The following is a 17,015-nucleotide window of genomic DNA, read 5'->3' as shown; positions in this document are numbered from 1 at the left end:
CAGCAATGAGTGGAGCCCATCGAAAAAAGGAGCTGTAGTTCGGAGGAGCTCAGTAAGTGTGTGATATTTCATGCATTTGGCAACCCTCTTACAGGCCTCCTCCTTACAGCCCTCCTCCGATTTTTTATCCGAAACGGAATGCTCCCGTTGCCTGAATGGGGCAAAAATGCGTGCAGCTTCTTACTTTTGCCGGATTAGGGGCAAATGCCAGATTTTTCAAGGAATTTTTCATTTTTGACTCGAAAAGGCTTCATTTCATTGATTTTGGTATAATAAATGTGCGTTAACTAGAACGAAATCAGGTTACTAATTTGATCTGTCAGTAATCTTCTCCCATTTTACAACGATACCCATAAAAAAATGAACACTGGATTTGAACGGATAAAAGAATTGCTAGGTAAGGATGAGGAATATTATTTAGGTCACCAGAGTAAGACCTTTGATAAAAAATTGTTGCACCTTCCTTCCGCTGATTTTGTTGATGAAATTTTTGTAAACAGTAACCGGAGCCCGCAGGTGCTGCGCAATTTGGCTGGCCTGTTTAACCATGGAAGATTGGCAGGCAGTGGTTACCTTTCCATTCTTCCCGTCGACCAGGGCATTGAACATTCCGCAGGAAGTGCCTTCGCTCCAAACCCGGTGTATTTTGACCCCGAAAACATCATCCGGCTTGCCATGGAGGCTGGTTGCAATGGGGTAGCTACTACGATGGGAACGCTAGGGATGATCGCAAGGAAATACGCCCATAAGATTCCCTTTGTTGCTAAAATAAACCATAATGAATTGCTGACATACCCTAACAAACACGAGCAAATCATGTTTGGCTCGGTAGAGAATGCCTGGAACCTAGGGGCAGCAGCTGTGGGAGCAACCATTTATTTCGGATCTGAGGGCTCTAACCGGCAAATCATTGAAGTATCGGAGGCCTTTGAAAGAGCCCATGAACTGGGTATGGCTACCATATTGTGGTGCTATACCCGGAACAGTGGTTTTAAAAAGGACGGTAAGAATTACGAAACCGCAGCAGACCTGACCGGACAGGCCAACCACTTGGGGGTCACCTTGCAAGCAGATATCATCAAGCAAAAACTCCCCACCCACAATGGGGGATTTACAAGTATTAATTTTGGGAAATCTCACCCCGATATGTATGATAAACTGAGCAGTAGCCATCCCATTGATTTGTGCCGCTATCAGGTAGCCAATTGTTACATGGGTAGAATTGGTCTCATCAATTCTGGTGGAGCTTCATCTGGGGAAGATGACCTGCAGGAGGCTGTTAAAACAGCAGTCGTTAACAAGCGTGCCGGCGGCATGGGCCTGATTATGGGTAGAAAGGCTTTCCAGCGCCCCATGGATAAAGGTGTGGAATTGCTAAACACCATTCAGGATGTGTATTTAAGCAAAGAAATAGACGTTGCCTGATTTTATTCCAATAATTTTTGATGAGGTGTGAAGAATATCTTCATAAAGATTGTCCTTATTGGTATTTTAGAATAATTTTATTTTTGCCCAAAACCTTACCTAATAACTAATCCGAAAAATTGATGTCAAAAAAAGTACCACCCACTATACAGGCGATCATATTGGACATGGACGGTGTGATCACCGACAGTGCCAGACTCCATGCCAAAGCCTGGAAGCAGATGTTTGACGAATACTTAGAAAAGGTGCAGGGTAAGAATTTTGATCCTTTGGATATTGGGAAGGATTATAAACGCTATATTGACGGGGTCTCCAGGCATGATGGGGTCCGCGCCTTTCTTGAATCCCGCCAAATAGCCCTGACCGAAGGCAATCCCGAAGACGACCCGGAAGTGGATTCAATAGTTGGTCTGGGTAAGCGGAAAAATAATATTTTTTTAGATTTAATGGAGACGGAGGGGGTGGAAGTTTTTCCGGATACATTGGAAATGGTAAAGAAGTGGAAAAAGGAAGGGATAAAATTGGCGGTCATTTCAGCGAGTCGAAATTGTCGGCGGATTTTGGAAGCTGCTGATATGCTGCGCTGGTTTGATATTAGGATAGATGGTGAAATAGCCAGGGAGCAGCAGATTCCAGGCAAACCAGCCCCGGATGTGTTTATTAAGGCTATGGAGGATCTAAATGCTGATTTGGATCGTACCCTAATTATAGAAGATGCCATTGCCGGGATCAAAGCAGGTAAAAAAGGTGGTTTTCCGGTGGTAGTTGGGGTAGCTAGAAATGGTGAGGATGAAGCGCTTCGTAATGCGGGGGCTGATATCGTGGTACATGAACTTACCGAATTGGAGAATATTATGGAAACACTAAAGAAACCCCGGGAAACGGCGACACTTCCCCATGCGCTGGAAAGCTTCCAGGATATTATTACTGACATCGAGGGGAAGCGACCGGTGTTATTTTTTGATTACGACGGCACACTGACTCCCATCGTGGAAGACCCCAATGCGGCTGAATTAGCCCCTGACAGAAAGAAAATCATTCAGCAATTGTCAGATCAATTTACCATTGCGATCATCAGCGGGCGTGGTTTAGCCGATTTAAAATCAAAAGTTGGGCTTCAGAGATTGATTTATGCAGGTAGCCATGGTTTTGAGATTTCTGGCCCTAATGGGCTGGAGATGCAATACGAGCCAGGTAAGGAAATCTTACCCATTTTGGACGAGGTTGAAAGCAAGTTGAAAAAGCGGGTTGAAGCGATCGATGGCTGTGAGGTGGAAAGGAAGAAATATGCCATCGCTGTTCATTACCGGCAGGTGGAAGCAGGAAAGGTAGCGGAGGTTGAAAATGCAGTGGAAGAAGTTCTGGATGGACAGCAGCGACTTAAAATAGGGAAGGGTAAAAAGATTCTGGAACTTAAGCCGGACCTGGATTGGCATAAAGGACACGCATTAAATTGGCTGCTTAATGAATTAGATTTAGCAGCAGCCCAAAACCACCCCATTTTTATTGGTGACGACATCACAGATGAAGATGCGCTAAAAGCCTTAAAAGGTACCGGTATTTTGGTGGGCTCCCACGGGCAAAAAACCTATGCCGATTACCGGTTAAAGGATACCGGGGAGGTATATGGGTTTTTAGAGGAGTTGGGAAACTGGGATAAAGGTAACTCCTGATAGGAAAGGAAAATTACCGGTAGAGCCAGAAATGTAAAATCAAAGCAAAAAACCAGGTCAAAAGCGGATATGAAGGATAATTTTAGCATCGTTTACGAGGGATGGAAGCCCGAAAAGCAAAAACTAAGAGAAGCTTTATGCACCTTAGGCAATGGATACATCGCTACCAGGGGTGCGGCTGAGGAAAGCCGCAGCGATGATGTTAATTACCCGGGCACCTATCTTGCCGGAGGTTTTAATAGGGCCAAGACCGAGTTGTCTGGGAAAATGATTGAAAACGAAGATTTTGTCAACTTCCCAAACTGGCTGTGCCTCAATTTCAGAGCGGAAGGAGGCGCATGGCTCAACCTTCATAGCCAAAAGATACTGGCCTATCGGCAGAGGCTCGATATGAAATGCGGGATATTGATGCGTGAATTTCGCGTAGAAGATGAAGATGGAAGAATAACAGCCATTACCAGCAAGCGGATTGTGAGCATGCGGGACAAACATATAGCAGTCATCCATTGGTCATTAACTCCAGAAAACTGGAGCGGCAAAATAGAGTTCCGTTCCGGGTTGGATGGAAACGTGATCAATGACAATGTAGCTCGGTATCGGGAATTGGAAAACAGGCATTTAGAGCCTCAGGGGACAGAAAAAATTGATGATAATGCCATTTTTTTATTTGTGAGTACCCGACAATCCAGAATATTCATGGCCCAGGCAGCCAGAACCTCCCTTTATCATAACGAAAGTGAAATGAGCCCTGTAATTACCACCAACCAGCGGGAAGGATACATTGAACAAGTGTTGCGGGTTGAGTTGGAAGAAGGAAAAACCTATACCTTGGAAAAGGTGGTGGGTATTTATACCAGCAGGGATAGGGCAATTAGTGAACCCGGGGTAGAGGCAAAAAAGTCCATAAAGCGAGCTGGGCGTTTTGAAGAGATTAGTTTTCGTCATGAGGAGGCACTAAAGACCTTATGGAATAGAGCAGATATAGGAATCATCAATGGAGATAGCAACCAACAGCTGCTCCGTCTGCATATTTTCCATTTGCTCCAGACGGTATCCACCAATATCATCGGAATGGATGTGGGCGTGCCATCCAGAGGACTTCACGGAGAGGGGTACCGGGGTCATATCTTTTGGGATGAGCTGTATATTTTTCCATTTTTAAATCTGCGGTTTCCGGATCTTACCAGGAGCTTGCTCATGTACCGATATTACCGCATCGAGGAGGCCAGGTTTGCTGCGAAGGAAGATGGGAAAAAGGGAGCCATGTATCCCTGGCAAAGTGGGAGCAACGGCCGTGAAGAAACACAGGTAGTTCATTTGAATCCCCAGTCAGGAAATTGGATTCCTGACAATACCCACCTGCAGCGGCATATCAACTCAGCCATTGCATACAATATTTGGAATTATTACCTCACGACTGAAGATCAACAATTTCTCTCCTATTTCGGAGCGGAAATGTTTTTGAGCATCGCCCAGTTTTGGGAAAGTATGACCAGCTATAACGAAGAAAAGGACCGGTATGAAATTCACGGGGTTGTGGGCCCGGACGAATACCACACATCTTATCCAGACTCCGACCAACTTGGATTAAATAACAATGCCTATACGAACGTGATGGCGGCATGGGTTATGCAAAAGGCACTTCATATCGTGGAAATTATTGAGAAAAGCAGGCGTAGAGAGTTGATGAAGGAGCTCCACATCCAGGAGACAGACCTGGAATTGTGGCAGGATATTAGTACAAAAATGTACGTTCCCTTCATCGAAGAGGATATAATTGCCCAATTCGAAGGGTACGAAAAGCTGGACGAGTTTCCCTGGGAAGAATATCGAAATAAGTACGAAAATATTCACCGGTTGGACCGTGTGTTAGAAAATGAAGGAGACAGCCCGAACCGGTATAAGGCCAGCAAGCAAGCCGATGTGTTGATGCTTTTCTACCTGTTTACGAAAACAGAAATTCAGCGTATTTTCAAAAACCTTGGAATCGAATATTCGGAAGAGATGGTTTCAAAAAGCATCGCTTATTACAGAGAGCGGACCTCTCACGGATCCACCTTGAGCAGGGTGGTGTTTTCCTGGATTTTATTAAAATACGATCAGCAACAGTCATGGGATAATTTTGAGACGGTACTAATCAGTGATTTTGAGGACATCCAGGGCGGGACTACTCCGGAAGGCATTCATTTAGGAGCCATGGCTGGATCCCTGGACCTGGTCCAAAGGGCTTTCCTTGGGCTGGAAGTAGGAGAGGAAGCCTTGTGGATAGATCCTCCGATGTTGGATCATCTTAAAAAGATTTCTTTAAGAGTTCAATACAGACGCCATTGGATTGCCGTTTCACTTGATGACAAAAAATTAACCATAACTTTTGAAACCGGATGGAAAAACGAAGTGAAAATAGGTGTTAAAGGCAAAATATTCGAGTTTAAGCTTGGCGAAGTAAGGGAATTTTTACTTAACTAATGATTTTTACACAAACACCACCAACCAATAACAAGGGTTACGGCATATGGAAAAGGCTTTAGAATCTGGCAGTAAAGAAAAGGATTATTATCTTCAATCGGTAGAGGAAGTCCTGGATGTATGGGAGGTAGATCCTGAAATGGGGCTATCTGATGAGGAAGTAGAAAAAAGGAAAAAAAAATATGGACGAAACATCCTGGAAGATCAAGAGAAAGAAAGCATTTGGCACATTTTTATATCTCAAATTAATAACCCTGTCATCTACCTCCTTTCAGCGGCGGCTTCACTCGCCTTTATTTTTGGTGACGTAGCAGAGGGAATTGCTATTTTAGTAGTGTTACTGGTCAACACATTCATTGGCTTCTGGATGGAATTCAAGGCGCAAAAGTCCATGGAAGCATTGAAGGATATGGACAAAATCACGGCCCAGGTACTTCGAAATGGACGAAAAGCAACGATAGATGCGGAAGGCATTGTCCCTGGTGATATCGTATTGGTGGAATCCGGAGATCTTGTGCCTGCGGATGGAAGGTTAGTAACTGCTAATGAACTGGGGCTGGATGAATCTCCTCTCACAGGTGAGTCGGTACCTGTTACCAAAAGCCCGGATAAGGCTAACGCAGAAAAACAGGTAGCCGACCGAAATAACATTTTGTACAAAGGCACGGCCGTGACAACGGGTACCGGGAAAATGGTGGTTTATGGGACCGGAATGCAGACGGAGTTGGGAAATATTTCAGCACTTGTAGGGGAGCAAGAAAAAGACAGCACTCCACTCAACAAAAAATTAACCCGGTTGACGAAAAATCTGATATACGTAACACTTGGGCTGGCAATGGCTTTTTTGATTGTAGGCTGGTTGACAGGAACGGAAATCTACGAGCTCGTCCAAACCTCGATCGCATGGACCATTGCAGCCATTCCGGAGGGTCTGCCCATTGTGGCCAGTATTGCCCTGGCTCGTGGGATGCTACAATTGGCTAAAAAGAACGTCATCGTAAAAAAACTGGAAGCAGTAGAGACGTTAGGGGAAACTACCCTCATCTTTACAGATAAAACCGGTACCCTCACAAAAAACCAACTCACTGTCAACACCTTTGTATTTCCGGGAGAAAAGCGCTTAGAGTTTGACTGGTCAGAAAATGGCAAGGTGAAATTAAGTGGGTCGGAGGATTCTGGTGGGAATGAGAATTTCCAACAGGCGTTTAAAGTGGCGGTCCTGGCCAACGATGCCAGTCTATTAGAGGAAGTTACCGATGCCAGGGTTCATTCCAACGAATCTTTGCAAAATAATGGGGGCACTTCCGTTCCTATCAACGATCAAACGGAGGACGAGTCGGATGAGCAGGAAAGTGGAGTCGGTGAGGGCGACCCTTTGGAAATAGCCTTGCTCCACTTTTCTAAAAAATTTGACGCTCCTCAATTCGAAAAACTGCGGAAGTTGCAAAGAGAGTTACACGATCCCTTTGATTCCGAAGCCATGGTCATGGGTGCGGTTTACAAAGACGAGGACTCGCACTATGTGGCCGGGAAAGGGGCTGCGCACGCACTTATAGGACGTTCTCAAAAAATTTTGATCGAGGGGAAGGTAAAATCCTTTTCCGAAGAAGAAAAAGATTTTTGGTACCAAAAAAACGATGAGCTAGCTGATGAAGGTTTGAGGGTGTTGGCCATTGCCTATAAGGAGTTGGATCAGTTACCTGAAGGAAAGGAAGCGGAAGATTTTTTACAGGAAATGATTTTTATTGGCCTGGTCGGTTTTATCGATCCGCCCCGAATAGAGGTAGCAAAGGCCATGGACACCTGCAAAGAAGCAGGTATCCGGGTGGTAATGGTAACAGGCGACCACCCTGGAACAGCCAGAAACGTGGGGGAGCAGGTTCGTTTGATTAATGAAGAAGGCAAAGAGGAGTCCTTGACCATGTCAGGGAAAAATCTAAATAATAAATTGGAAGAAGCGGATAGCGAATTCCTCTCGGCGATCCGTATTTTTTCAAGGGTGGATCCTTCTCAAAAACTAAACCTAATAAAATATTTTCAAGATAAGGGCGAGATAGTAGGCATGACCGGGGACGGAATCAATGATGCCCCGGCATTAAAAAAGGCTAATATTGGAATCGCAATGGGTAAAAGAGGCACCCAGGTGGCACAAGAGGTTTCAGATATGGTGCTAAAGGACGATGCTTTTGGATCCATCGTTAAGGCAATAGAGCAGGGCCGCATCATTTTTGGCAATATTCGGAAATTTATCATGTACCAATTGTCTTATCATCTCAGTGAAATCCTGATCATTGCCTTGGTCAGTTTCAGCCTTTTTTCTTTACCGCTCCTACCCCTTCAGTTACTTTTTCTTAATCTTCTATCGGATGTATTTCCCGCTTTGGCCTTAGGAGTCGGTGAAGGTAACGCGGGTATAATGAAACTTCCCCCAAAAGATCCCAAAGAACCTCTTTTGACCCGGGAAAACTGGATACAAATTGCCGTGTATGGGCTGGTATTAACCCTTTGCATCTCTGGAGCCTATTTCTTCGCTCATTTTGTATGGGAAGAGCCTGAAGAGATCACAAATAACGTGGCCTTTTTCAGCCTTGCGTTCGCCCAATTATTGCATGTATTCAATATGAGAGAAGCAAAAGAAAATATGTTTAATAATCAGGTTACCCGGAATAAGTACATCTGGATGGCGCTTGGTTTGTGTTTAAGTTTATTGGCTCTGGCTTTTTTTATTCCTCAGGTTAGTGAAATTCTATCTTTTCAGGAAATGGAGGGAAGGCTATGGGGACTTATTGCTGTGACCAGCTTTTTGCCATTGGTCATCATCCAGATTATCAAACAGTTCAAAAAATAAAAATAGGGAAAATTTGGGATGAAACACTACGCTTCAATAAACAAATCCTTCTACAAAAATTGATGAGTAGAATCCTGGATTTGATTATCGAAAAAAGCGTAGCGGTTTAATCATTCAATCTTATTTATCGTTGCTGTTCATCCAGAAGGCAAGTCCGGAAATGGTAACAATTCCCAATAAAACAAGTGCAAGGTTGACATCTCGCTGCGTTTTCTGTGCTTTTTTAAGATAGGTAGAACCGATTCCTTTCGAAGCGATAAAATCTTCAATTTTTTCAAGACGATCTTCTAATTCTCCTTTAGCTTTCTTAGTAATATCCATAATAATTTAATTTTTATTTTGGTTAATCAACACATACAACTGAGAAGAAAAAAAAATAGTTCTGCTTAAAGCAGATTAATCTGGCTTTCAAAACCAAACCTCCACACTGAAGGATTTCCATTCGGTTGATTAAAAATGGGCCAACAGCCCGATTCATAGGAGCTTTACTTGTAATTTAAGCGGCTCAACCAGTTTGGGCTATTTTTTGATAAAAGTCTTAAAGAAAATTCCGAAAAGCATTCGTGCAGATGATACTACCATGCGATAGGTCAACACCTCCAACAGCGATTTTTGGCATGGAGATTGTTTTTGTAATGCTAAATATCAAATAAATTTTAAATAGTAAACAAAATTAGCATTATGTTATTTATAGAGATAAGAAAAGTTAAAAAACTACAGAAATTCAGATTAATCCCAGCTGTTTTTCTGGGATTGATGATTGGTCTGATTTCAGGATGTGATGTCGACGACGACGACGTGGTTCCACTGCCGGAGATTTCCTACGTGGGGTTGTATCACGCTTCTCCGAATGCGCCTTCACTTGATATTTTAATGGAAAACGGCCGCATCAATTATTACCCTCTCAGGTACGCGGATTACACGAATTATCTCAACTTCTACGCCGGGGAAAGAACCATGCGTGTAAGTCCTGTAAATGCCTCCAATGTGGTGATAGATACCACTTTTACCTTTGAAACAGGAGCGGCTTATTCCATATTTTATGTGAATGAATACGATGAAATTCAGGCAATGCTGGTAGAGGATGAAGAAGTGTCCATTTCTCCGGGAGAGGCTTCTGTGCGTTTTGTTCACCTGTCTCCTGATTCTCCGGAAGTGAATGTGACCAGGACTATGGAAGATGACATGACTACACTGACCGAAGGAAATGCGTATTTAGATGCAACCGAATTTATTACAGTCGAAAGCGGTGTACAGTCTTTTCAAGTTAACTTGACGGATGGTGGTGCCGAAGTACTATCCATTCCTGATTTAAATTTAAGGTCTGGTGGTGTATACACCATCGTAGCCAGAGGTTACAATACTCCTCCAGCAGGAAATAACAATAACCTTAGCGCGGATGTGTTGATTAATAATTAATACCAAGAGCTAGTTGATTCAAACAGAAGACCTGCGGCTGGTAAGATCCTGTTGCAGGTTTTTTTATGATCGGGAGATTTTAATCGTAGCCCCCGGATTTCATGCCCAGACATCCCAGATTTTTGGAATTTCAATAAGCCAGAAAATAAAACACCATTCCCAACGAAAACAAGGTAAGGAAACCAATACCTGCGATAGCCAGAATCTGCATCGCCCGGCCTGGCCGTTGATGTTTAAGCAGGTGATCGCTGAATACCAGTCGGTAATTGAGAAAAGCAATAATCGGTGCAATCAAAAAGGAAATGGTTGTAGCGAGGTTGATCAACTCGGTAAAAGAGGTCATAAAAAAGCGGATCGTAATAAAGCCTCCCAAAGTAATCAAACCGATCCAAAGAAGGTATTGGTAACGGTTTTCAGATTTATCATGTAAAATGGCCACCGCTCTTACCGTGGACCTGGCATAGCCGTCCATTACCCCTATACAGGTTCCAAGCATGATAGTGAATCCGGCTCCTGCGATGATAGGGAAAGTCCAGGCCCCTAAATTGCTGGCGTACAGACTCACCACTCCAGAAGCAAACCCTACGTTATCATTGGGTAAGGATTGGTCGCTTCGGTATAATAGGAAAGCTCCCAAAACGAGGAAGCACACGGACAGTCCTGCAGAAATCCAATAGCCCAGATTGAATTCAAAAACAGTTTCAGTTACGCTTGGCTGATAGCCACTTTGATTTATTCTTTCGGTGGTCCACAGGCTGTTCCAGGTGGATGAGTCGATGGCTGAAGGCATCCAACCCATCAGACCGATAATAAAAGGGATGGTTGCCGGACTGAGTATCGTTTGAAAAGGTTGCCAAACCAAGGGTTCCTCCGGCCCCCTGAACAGGGCTATAAAAAACGCCAGCAGCGTGCTGAGTAACATAAAAGTCCCGATGATTTTGATCCCAGCATCCAAAAGGGCATATCGGCCAAGAGCCAGAAAGGAGAAGGTAAAGGCAAACAAAGCCAGGGAAGGAAGATAATAATATGCGGCAGGCACTTCGATTCCAAAAAGAAACTGTAAAAAGCCTGCGGCGACAAAAGTGACGGCAGCGTTTACAAAAAACATGGAAAGCAAATTGATGCCCAGATACAACTTAAGATACAAGGGATGGAGCAGCTGATATCCATCGATCAACGAACGACCGGTTGCCGAAGCATAGCGAGAACCAAATTCGAAAAAGGGCCATTTGAAGAGATTGGCCGCAAGTATAAACACCAGCAGCCCAAAACCATATTCGGCGCCGGCCCGGGTACTTTGCACCAGGTGGGATACTCCGATGGCGGTGCTCGCAAAGAGAATGCCCGGTCCCAGGGTTTTGAAAAAGGCCCCTTTTTTCAAATATCTAGTCGTTCTGATCCCAAGATACCCCGAGTTTATCACCTAAGGATTTTAGGTCTTCGACAACAGGTTCGAGTAACGGGATTCCATGTTGCCTGCGCTCCGCCTCCAATTCCCTCTCCGGATCCCCTGGGATCAATACCTTTTTCTGCCCTTCCACCGGTTCCGCTTCCCTGAAGCGCCCAATCCATTGGTCCATGTGTTTTTTGAATTCACCTGCAGGTCGGAATGCATCAATACGCATGGCACCAAAGAAATGCCCCAGGCCTTCTCCTACGGGGTTAGGGTGTGGTTCCAGAAATGCTACAAAAGGAGGAACCCAGGGGCCGTAATTGGCTCCGGAAAGCACAGCTGAAAAAATATCGACCACCGATCCCAGACCGTATCCCTTATGAGAGCCATGCTCCCGATCGCCTCCCAGCGGCAACAAAGCACCCCCGTCTTTGACTCCAAGCGGACTTGTGGTAGGATTCCCATCCCTATCTTGTATCCAGCCGAGTGGAGCATCTTGTTTTTTTCGCTGTAAAATTTCAAGTTTCCCGTTGGCAGCAGTGGTAGTGGCCATATCCAAAACGAAAGGTGGTTGTTCATTTGCCGGGATAGCCACGGATATCGGATTAGTGCCCAGCATCCGTTCCCTGGAAAAAGTAGGACTAACCAATGGGCTGGCGTTGGTAAGGGAGATGCCAATCATATCATGCTTTAACGCTTCCATAGCATGAATACCAGCGATTCCGTAATGGTTGGAGTTCTTTACAGATACCCATCCGGTTCCGGCTATTTTAGCCTTATCAATGGCTACCTGCATCGCAAAGGGGGCGACTACAAGTCCCAATCCGCCATCCCCGTCTACTACCGCCGTGCTTGGGGTTTCGTGTACGATGCACATATTAGGAACAGGATTGATCCGGTTGGCTTCCCATAATCGTACGTATCCCGACAGTCGGGCTACCCCATGAGAATCCACGCCTCTTAGGTCTGCAGACAAAAGCACGCGGGCAGCTGTAGCTGCATCTTTTTCAGGACACCCGATTTTTCGTAAGATTTTTTGGGTGAAACTTTCTAACTGTTCGAAACTAAAATTCATACCTGTAGAGAATAGGGGTTACTTTTCGGGTACAAAAGTGCAAAAAGTAACAGGATCTGAGAAACATTGATTCTTTTTATTCCAGAGTGTTTACCGTTACATCCTGATTGCGATCAGCCTGTTCCATTATTTCAGCCAAGACACCTTCTTTTAAGGAATAGGTGGAGCAAAGCAGGTCTCCACTATCGAGTTGACGAAGAATGTAGCGGATCAGGCAGGAGGCCACTACAATCATGTCCACCCGCATGGAGATCATTCCGGGAATCTGGAGCCGTTCTTCTTTGTTGAGCTGGATCAGTCGATCCGAGATCTCATAAAAAGCCTTCAAGGGTAACAGGTGCTTGTGTATGGCTCTGTTTTTAATTTCCTCTGTGGAAGCAATAAATATATCGGTAAGGGTGTCAAACGTACCGGAAGCACCTACTAATTGCTTTGGCTGATATTGCCTGATGGCGACTAAGAGCGGCTTAAGGTGTTGTGAAAGGTATTCGGTCAAGTTGGTTCTGTCCTCCTGAGACATGGGATCCTGATGATGAAAGAGGTCCAGCATACGCTGCCCACCGATTTCAAAACTCCCTTTCCAGTATGTTTCATGCCGGTTTCCGATGATGAATTCCACCGATCCGCCTCCAATGTCCATCATCAAGGCATTGGAATCATCCAGACAACCACTCATCCGTATTCCTTTGTAAATTAGTTCGGCTTCCCTGTCGCCGTCAATTACCTGAACGGTGAAACCGGTTTGCTGGTGAATTTTCTGTACAAATACATCGCCATTTTCAGCATTCCGAACGGCACTGGTAGCAAAAGCAAATACCTGGTCAATATGCTCCCCGCGGATCAAATGCTTAAAATGATCCAGGGTATGAAGTGCTCGCTTTTGGGCATCGGGAAGAATGAGGTTTTGATTGATTCCTCCCTGCCCGATTTTTACGGGAACCTTTTCCTTGTACAGGGTTTCAAATCCCTTTTCATCCAATGCCACCATTAGCAAATGGAAGGTATTGGTACCCATGTCAATTACCGCGGCCTTCTTTTTCATGAACCTGATTTTCAAAAGTTTCTGCGAATATATAAAGTTTATCTAAAAACCTCCTTTCCCGACGTTTTATATTAAAAAAAATGGCGAAGAAAGCCGATTTTTTGTGTTAGAGCCTAATCGTTGCGTAAGACAAGCTGCAGAAAAAGACAGATTTTCCCCCGTTAGAGGGTAACGATTCCTTATGCCAATTACGATTACTACTGCCAACCGATTAAAAAAGGCGTATTAAAAACAGCCGGGCCCGAGGGGTGAGACGAATCCCAGGCAGGCGACGACAAAACCATTGAGAATCGTATTTGATAGGCGTTCCTGATTAATATTTTATTCATAAAACCAGATTATTCAGGCACCGGTTTTTTTCAACCCCATCTTATCCGTAATTTTATCCCTTTAAGGATCCGGAATCCCGGATCATGAAAAAACAATCATTGAATTGCGGTTGATAATAAAAGCTATGAATACAAACGAAAAATTCCTTTATGAATACCTTAACAATGCATCACCTACCGGTTATGAGGCTCCTGGCCAACAAATCTGGTTGGATTATATCCGGCCTTATGTAGACGATTATTTCACGGATGCTTACGGCACAGCTGTAGGGGTGATCAATCCAAAGGCTGAATTTAAGGTGGTCATAGAAGCGCACGCGGATGAAATCAGTTGGTTTGTGAATTACATTACACCAGAAGGATACATTTATGTAATCCGAAACGGGGGATCGGACCACATGATCGCTCCATCCATGCGGGTAAATATTCACACGGATGAAAAGGTAGTGCCTGGAGTGTTTGGTTGGCCGGCTATCCATGTAAGGGATAAAGCCAAGGAAGAGGCGCCTAAAATGGACAATATTTTCATAGACGTGGGAGCTCGCACCAAGGAGGAAGTTTTGGAAATGGGAATCCACGTAGGATGCGTGGTTACCTTCAAAGATGAATTGGCGGACCTGAATAATAAGTTTTATTCTGGAAGGGCGCTGGATAACCGGATCGGAGGATACATGATTGCCGAAGTGGTACGGAAGATTAGTCAGGACAAGGTGGACTTACCCTTCGGGCTTTATGTGGTCAATGCGGTGCAGGAGGAAATTGGATTGAGAGGAGCGGAGATGATTGCTGACCGTATCAAACCCAATGTGGCAATCATTACCGATGTTTGCCACGATACTACGGCCCCGATGTATAATAAAATTACAAGTGGGGATTATACCGCTGGGAATGGACCGGTACTGACCTGCGGCGCGGCGGTTCACAAAAAGCTCCTGGATCTGATCATCGAAAGTGCAAGAAGAAGAGAGATTCCATTCCAGCGGTCCGCATCATCTCGGAGTACTGGTACCGACACGGATGCATTTGCCTATTCCAATGGAGGGGTTCCTTCTGCTCTTATTTCCCTTCCGCTTAAATACATGCATACCACGGTGGAGACAGCAAGTAAACGTGATATTGAAAATGTCATAACCCTGATTATGGGATTTTTACAGGATTTCGATCAAAAATTTGATTTTAGGTACGTAAAATAGGTGGTAAACAAGTACCCCTAGTCTTGTCAGCAGGCGTCTAGCTATTACAGTTGGCGGAGCTTCGGGTGCTGCTCTCTTTTGTATATAAAATCGAGCATGACGAAAACGTCACACAGTGGGATGATTATCAGTCATGCGAGATTCTCCCGATTCAGGATCGGGACAGGCTATCCCGACCGTTGGTGCGGGACAGGTTATGACCGCTGAAAAAAAAATATAAACAGATGAAAGTATTTATCAATAAAGTCATTCCAGCCGTTGGGTACCAAATGCTGGAAGAAGCGGGTGTGGATTACACCGTTTGGAAGGAAAGACCCATTTTAGACAGGGGACAGGCCATTCAATTTTGCAAAGGTCACGATGCATTTATTAGTGCCGGGCAGGCCGGCTTGGATGCTGATTTTTTTCATCAATGCCGACATCTGAAAGTAGTTGCTCTGCATTCGGTGGGATTTGATGGCGTAGACATTGCAGCCGCCACCGAGCAGGGGATACCTGTAGGGAACACGCCAAACGTATTAAACAAAGCCACTGCCGAAACGGCCCTTTTGCTCATGCTTACCGTCGCACGCAGGGCGCTCTATCATCACAAAAAAATTAAGAAAGGAAACTGGGGAATATCGCAGCCTACAGAGGGACTTGGGATTGACCTGGCCGGTAAAACGCTTGGAATAGTCGGATTGGGAAGAATAGGAACCGAGCTGGCAGCCATGTGTACCCAATCGTGGAATATGAAAATCCTATATCACAACCGGAACACCAATCCGGAAGCCGAACAGGCATTTGGGGCAAAGAAGGTAAGTTTGGACACCTTGCTTGCGCAGAGCGATGTCGTTTCCGTGCATACGGCGCTTACCGATGAGACCAAAGGCATGTTTGGAATGGAGCAGTTTAAAAAAATGAAACCTACCGCCCTCTTTGTCAATACCTCTCGGGGAGCAGTACACAAAGAAGATGAGTTGATTGCCGCCCTTCAAAAGGGAATTTTGTGGGGAGCAGGGTTGGATGTCACCAATCCCGAACCCATGTCTCCGGAAAACCCTCTCCTGGATATGGACAATGCGGTCATATTTCCCCACATCGGTTCGGCTACCCAAGAAACCCGGGAGGCAATGACGCGCTGTGCAGTGGAAAATACCCTGGCTGGACTAAAAGGAGAAAAATTACCCTATCCGGTAAATCCGGAAGTCTATCAAAAAAAATAATTTTCCGTGGGTTATCCCAACGCTACATCCAAGATCATCATAATGGTAAAGCCTCCAATAAATCCCATGGTTGCCAAATCAGTGTTTCCATCTTGTTGCGTTTCAGGGATCACTTCTTCAACGACCACGAATATCATGGCTCCGGCAGCAAAAGCCAGCGCATAGGGGAGTACAGGGGTGAAGGTCGATATGGCCGCCGCTCCAAGCACTCCGGCTATGGGTTCTACCAATGCGGATGACTGGCCGTAGAAAAAACTCTTTCGGCGGCTCATGCCCATACGCCTTAGTGGTACAGCGACGGCAATCCCCTCAGGTAGGTTTTGAAGACCAATTCCCAACGCCAGTACTACCGCTCCCGCGATGGTAGCTTCCGGTACCGCCAATGCAGCTCCACCAAACAAAACACCTACCGCCAGTCCCTCAGGAATGTTGTGTAAGGTGATCGCCAATACCAGTAGGGTGGTTTTCTGCCAAGGGGTCTTGAGGCCTTCCGCTTTCTTGAAATTTACATGTAGGTGGGGTAAAATCTTGTCCAGCAGAAATATAAAAAGCGAACCACCCACAAACCCCAGCGCAGCAGGCATGACCTTGGCGAAGCCTTCCCCTTCACTCATACTGATAGAAGGGGCAAGTAGACTCCAAAAACTGGCAGCAACCATGACGCCACCCGTAAACCCAAGCATGGCATCCAACAGCGGACGATGCATTTGCTTGAAAAAAAAGACAAAACCGGCACCTACCGCGGTCAGAAACCAGGTAAATAGCGTGGCCAGCAATGCGGCTTGTACCGCCGATATACTTTCTAGATAGTTGATTATCGTTTCTAACATACGTTGTTGTGATTGGGTAAGACCTGCAATGGGTTCCTGTTTTGCCAAATCAGGTAATTGTATGCTCAATATTGGACTCCGAATGAGTCAAATTAAGTAGTATTTTACTATTTTTGG

The 17,015-nt window shown here is 45.1% G+C and carries 12 protein-coding genes; 7 read left to right on the top strand and 5 right to left on the bottom strand.

Features of this window, described 5'->3' with window-relative positions; all coding sequences use genetic code 11:
- Positions 1–360: 360 nt before the first annotated feature.
- The 4 genes from GKS34_RS10860 (at position 361) to GKS34_RS10845 (ending at position 8,412) form a co-directional block, all read left to right on the top strand.
- Positions 361–1,425: a class I fructose-bisphosphate aldolase gene (locus GKS34_RS10860; RefSeq protein ID WP_163384836.1), complete on the top strand. Its 1,065-nt coding sequence runs from the start codon at positions 361–363 to the stop codon at positions 1,423–1,425.
- Between the two features lie 122 nt (positions 1,426–1,547).
- Complete coding sequence (gene otsB, locus GKS34_RS10855; protein WP_163384835.1) at positions 1,548–3,098, top strand: trehalose-phosphatase; 1,551 nt, start codon at positions 1,548–1,550, stop codon at positions 3,096–3,098.
- Positions 3,099–3,167: 69 nt separating this feature from the next.
- Positions 3,168–5,564 carry a glycoside hydrolase family 65 protein gene (locus GKS34_RS10850; RefSeq protein WP_163384834.1) on the top strand — a complete coding sequence of 799 codons (2,397 nt, stop codon included), beginning with the start codon at positions 3,168–3,170 and terminating at the stop codon, positions 5,562–5,564.
- Positions 5,565–5,610: 46 nt separating this feature from the next.
- A complete protein-coding gene (locus tag GKS34_RS10845) occupies positions 5,611–8,412 on the top strand; it encodes a cation-translocating P-type ATPase (RefSeq protein WP_163384833.1) in 2,802 nt (933 codons plus the stop codon).
- 120 nt (positions 8,413–8,532) lie between these two features.
- Here GKS34_RS10845 and GKS34_RS10840 read toward each other — a convergent pair whose 3' ends face one another.
- Positions 8,533–8,733: a hypothetical protein gene (locus GKS34_RS10840; protein ID WP_163384832.1), complete on the bottom strand. Its 201-nt coding sequence runs from the start codon at positions 8,731–8,733 to the stop codon at positions 8,533–8,535.
- Positions 8,734–9,093: 360 nt separating this feature from the next.
- Between GKS34_RS10840 and GKS34_RS10835 the strand changes: the two genes are divergently transcribed.
- Positions 9,094–9,831: a DUF4397 domain-containing protein gene (locus GKS34_RS10835; protein WP_163384831.1), complete on the top strand. Its 738-nt coding sequence runs from the start codon at positions 9,094–9,096 to the stop codon at positions 9,829–9,831.
- Positions 9,832–9,961: 130 nt separating this feature from the next.
- Here GKS34_RS10835 and GKS34_RS10830 read toward each other — a convergent pair whose 3' ends face one another.
- The 3 genes from GKS34_RS10830 to GKS34_RS10820 all read right to left on the bottom strand — a co-directional run bounded on the left by GKS34_RS10830 (position 9,962) and on the right by GKS34_RS10820 (position 13,341).
- Positions 9,962–11,212 carry an NRAMP family divalent metal transporter gene (locus GKS34_RS10830; RefSeq protein WP_163384830.1) on the bottom strand — a complete coding sequence of 417 codons (1,251 nt, stop codon included), beginning with the start codon at positions 11,210–11,212 and terminating at the stop codon, positions 9,962–9,964.
- A gap of 4 nt (positions 11,213–11,216) precedes the next feature.
- Complete coding sequence (locus GKS34_RS10825; protein WP_163384829.1) at positions 11,217–12,299, bottom strand: Ldh family oxidoreductase; 1,083 nt, start codon at positions 12,297–12,299, stop codon at positions 11,217–11,219.
- Between the two features lie 76 nt (positions 12,300–12,375).
- Positions 12,376–13,341 carry a Ppx/GppA phosphatase family protein gene (locus GKS34_RS10820; RefSeq protein ID WP_163384828.1) on the bottom strand — a complete coding sequence of 322 codons (966 nt, stop codon included), beginning with the start codon at positions 13,339–13,341 and terminating at the stop codon, positions 12,376–12,378.
- Positions 13,342–13,795: 454 nt separating this feature from the next.
- Here GKS34_RS10820 and GKS34_RS10815 point away from each other — a divergent pair, with 454 nt between their 5' ends.
- Positions 13,796–14,863: a M42 family metallopeptidase gene (locus tag GKS34_RS10815; protein WP_163384827.1), complete on the top strand. Its 1,068-nt coding sequence runs from the start codon at positions 13,796–13,798 to the stop codon at positions 14,861–14,863.
- A 224-nt stretch (positions 14,864–15,087) separates the two neighbouring features.
- Entirely contained in the window at positions 15,088–16,068 is a 981-nt protein-coding gene (locus GKS34_RS10810; RefSeq protein WP_163384826.1) for a 2-hydroxyacid dehydrogenase, read from the top strand.
- Positions 16,069–16,079: 11 nt separating this feature from the next.
- Here the strand turns inward: GKS34_RS10810 and GKS34_RS10805 are convergent, their stop codons facing one another.
- Positions 16,080–16,898 (bottom strand): ZIP family metal transporter, encoded by an 819-nt coding sequence (locus tag GKS34_RS10805; RefSeq protein WP_163384825.1) that lies wholly within the window; start codon positions 16,896–16,898, stop codon positions 16,080–16,082.
- Positions 16,899–17,015: the final 117 nt, after the last annotated feature.

It is taken from the genome of Cyclobacterium jeungdonense (assembly GCF_010994275.1).
GTDB lineage: Bacteria > Bacteroidota > Bacteroidia > Cytophagales > Cyclobacteriaceae > Cyclobacterium > Cyclobacterium jeungdonense.
The sequence above is the reverse complement of the archived record's forward strand: the minus strand, read 5'-3'. Positions and strand labels throughout refer to the sequence as shown.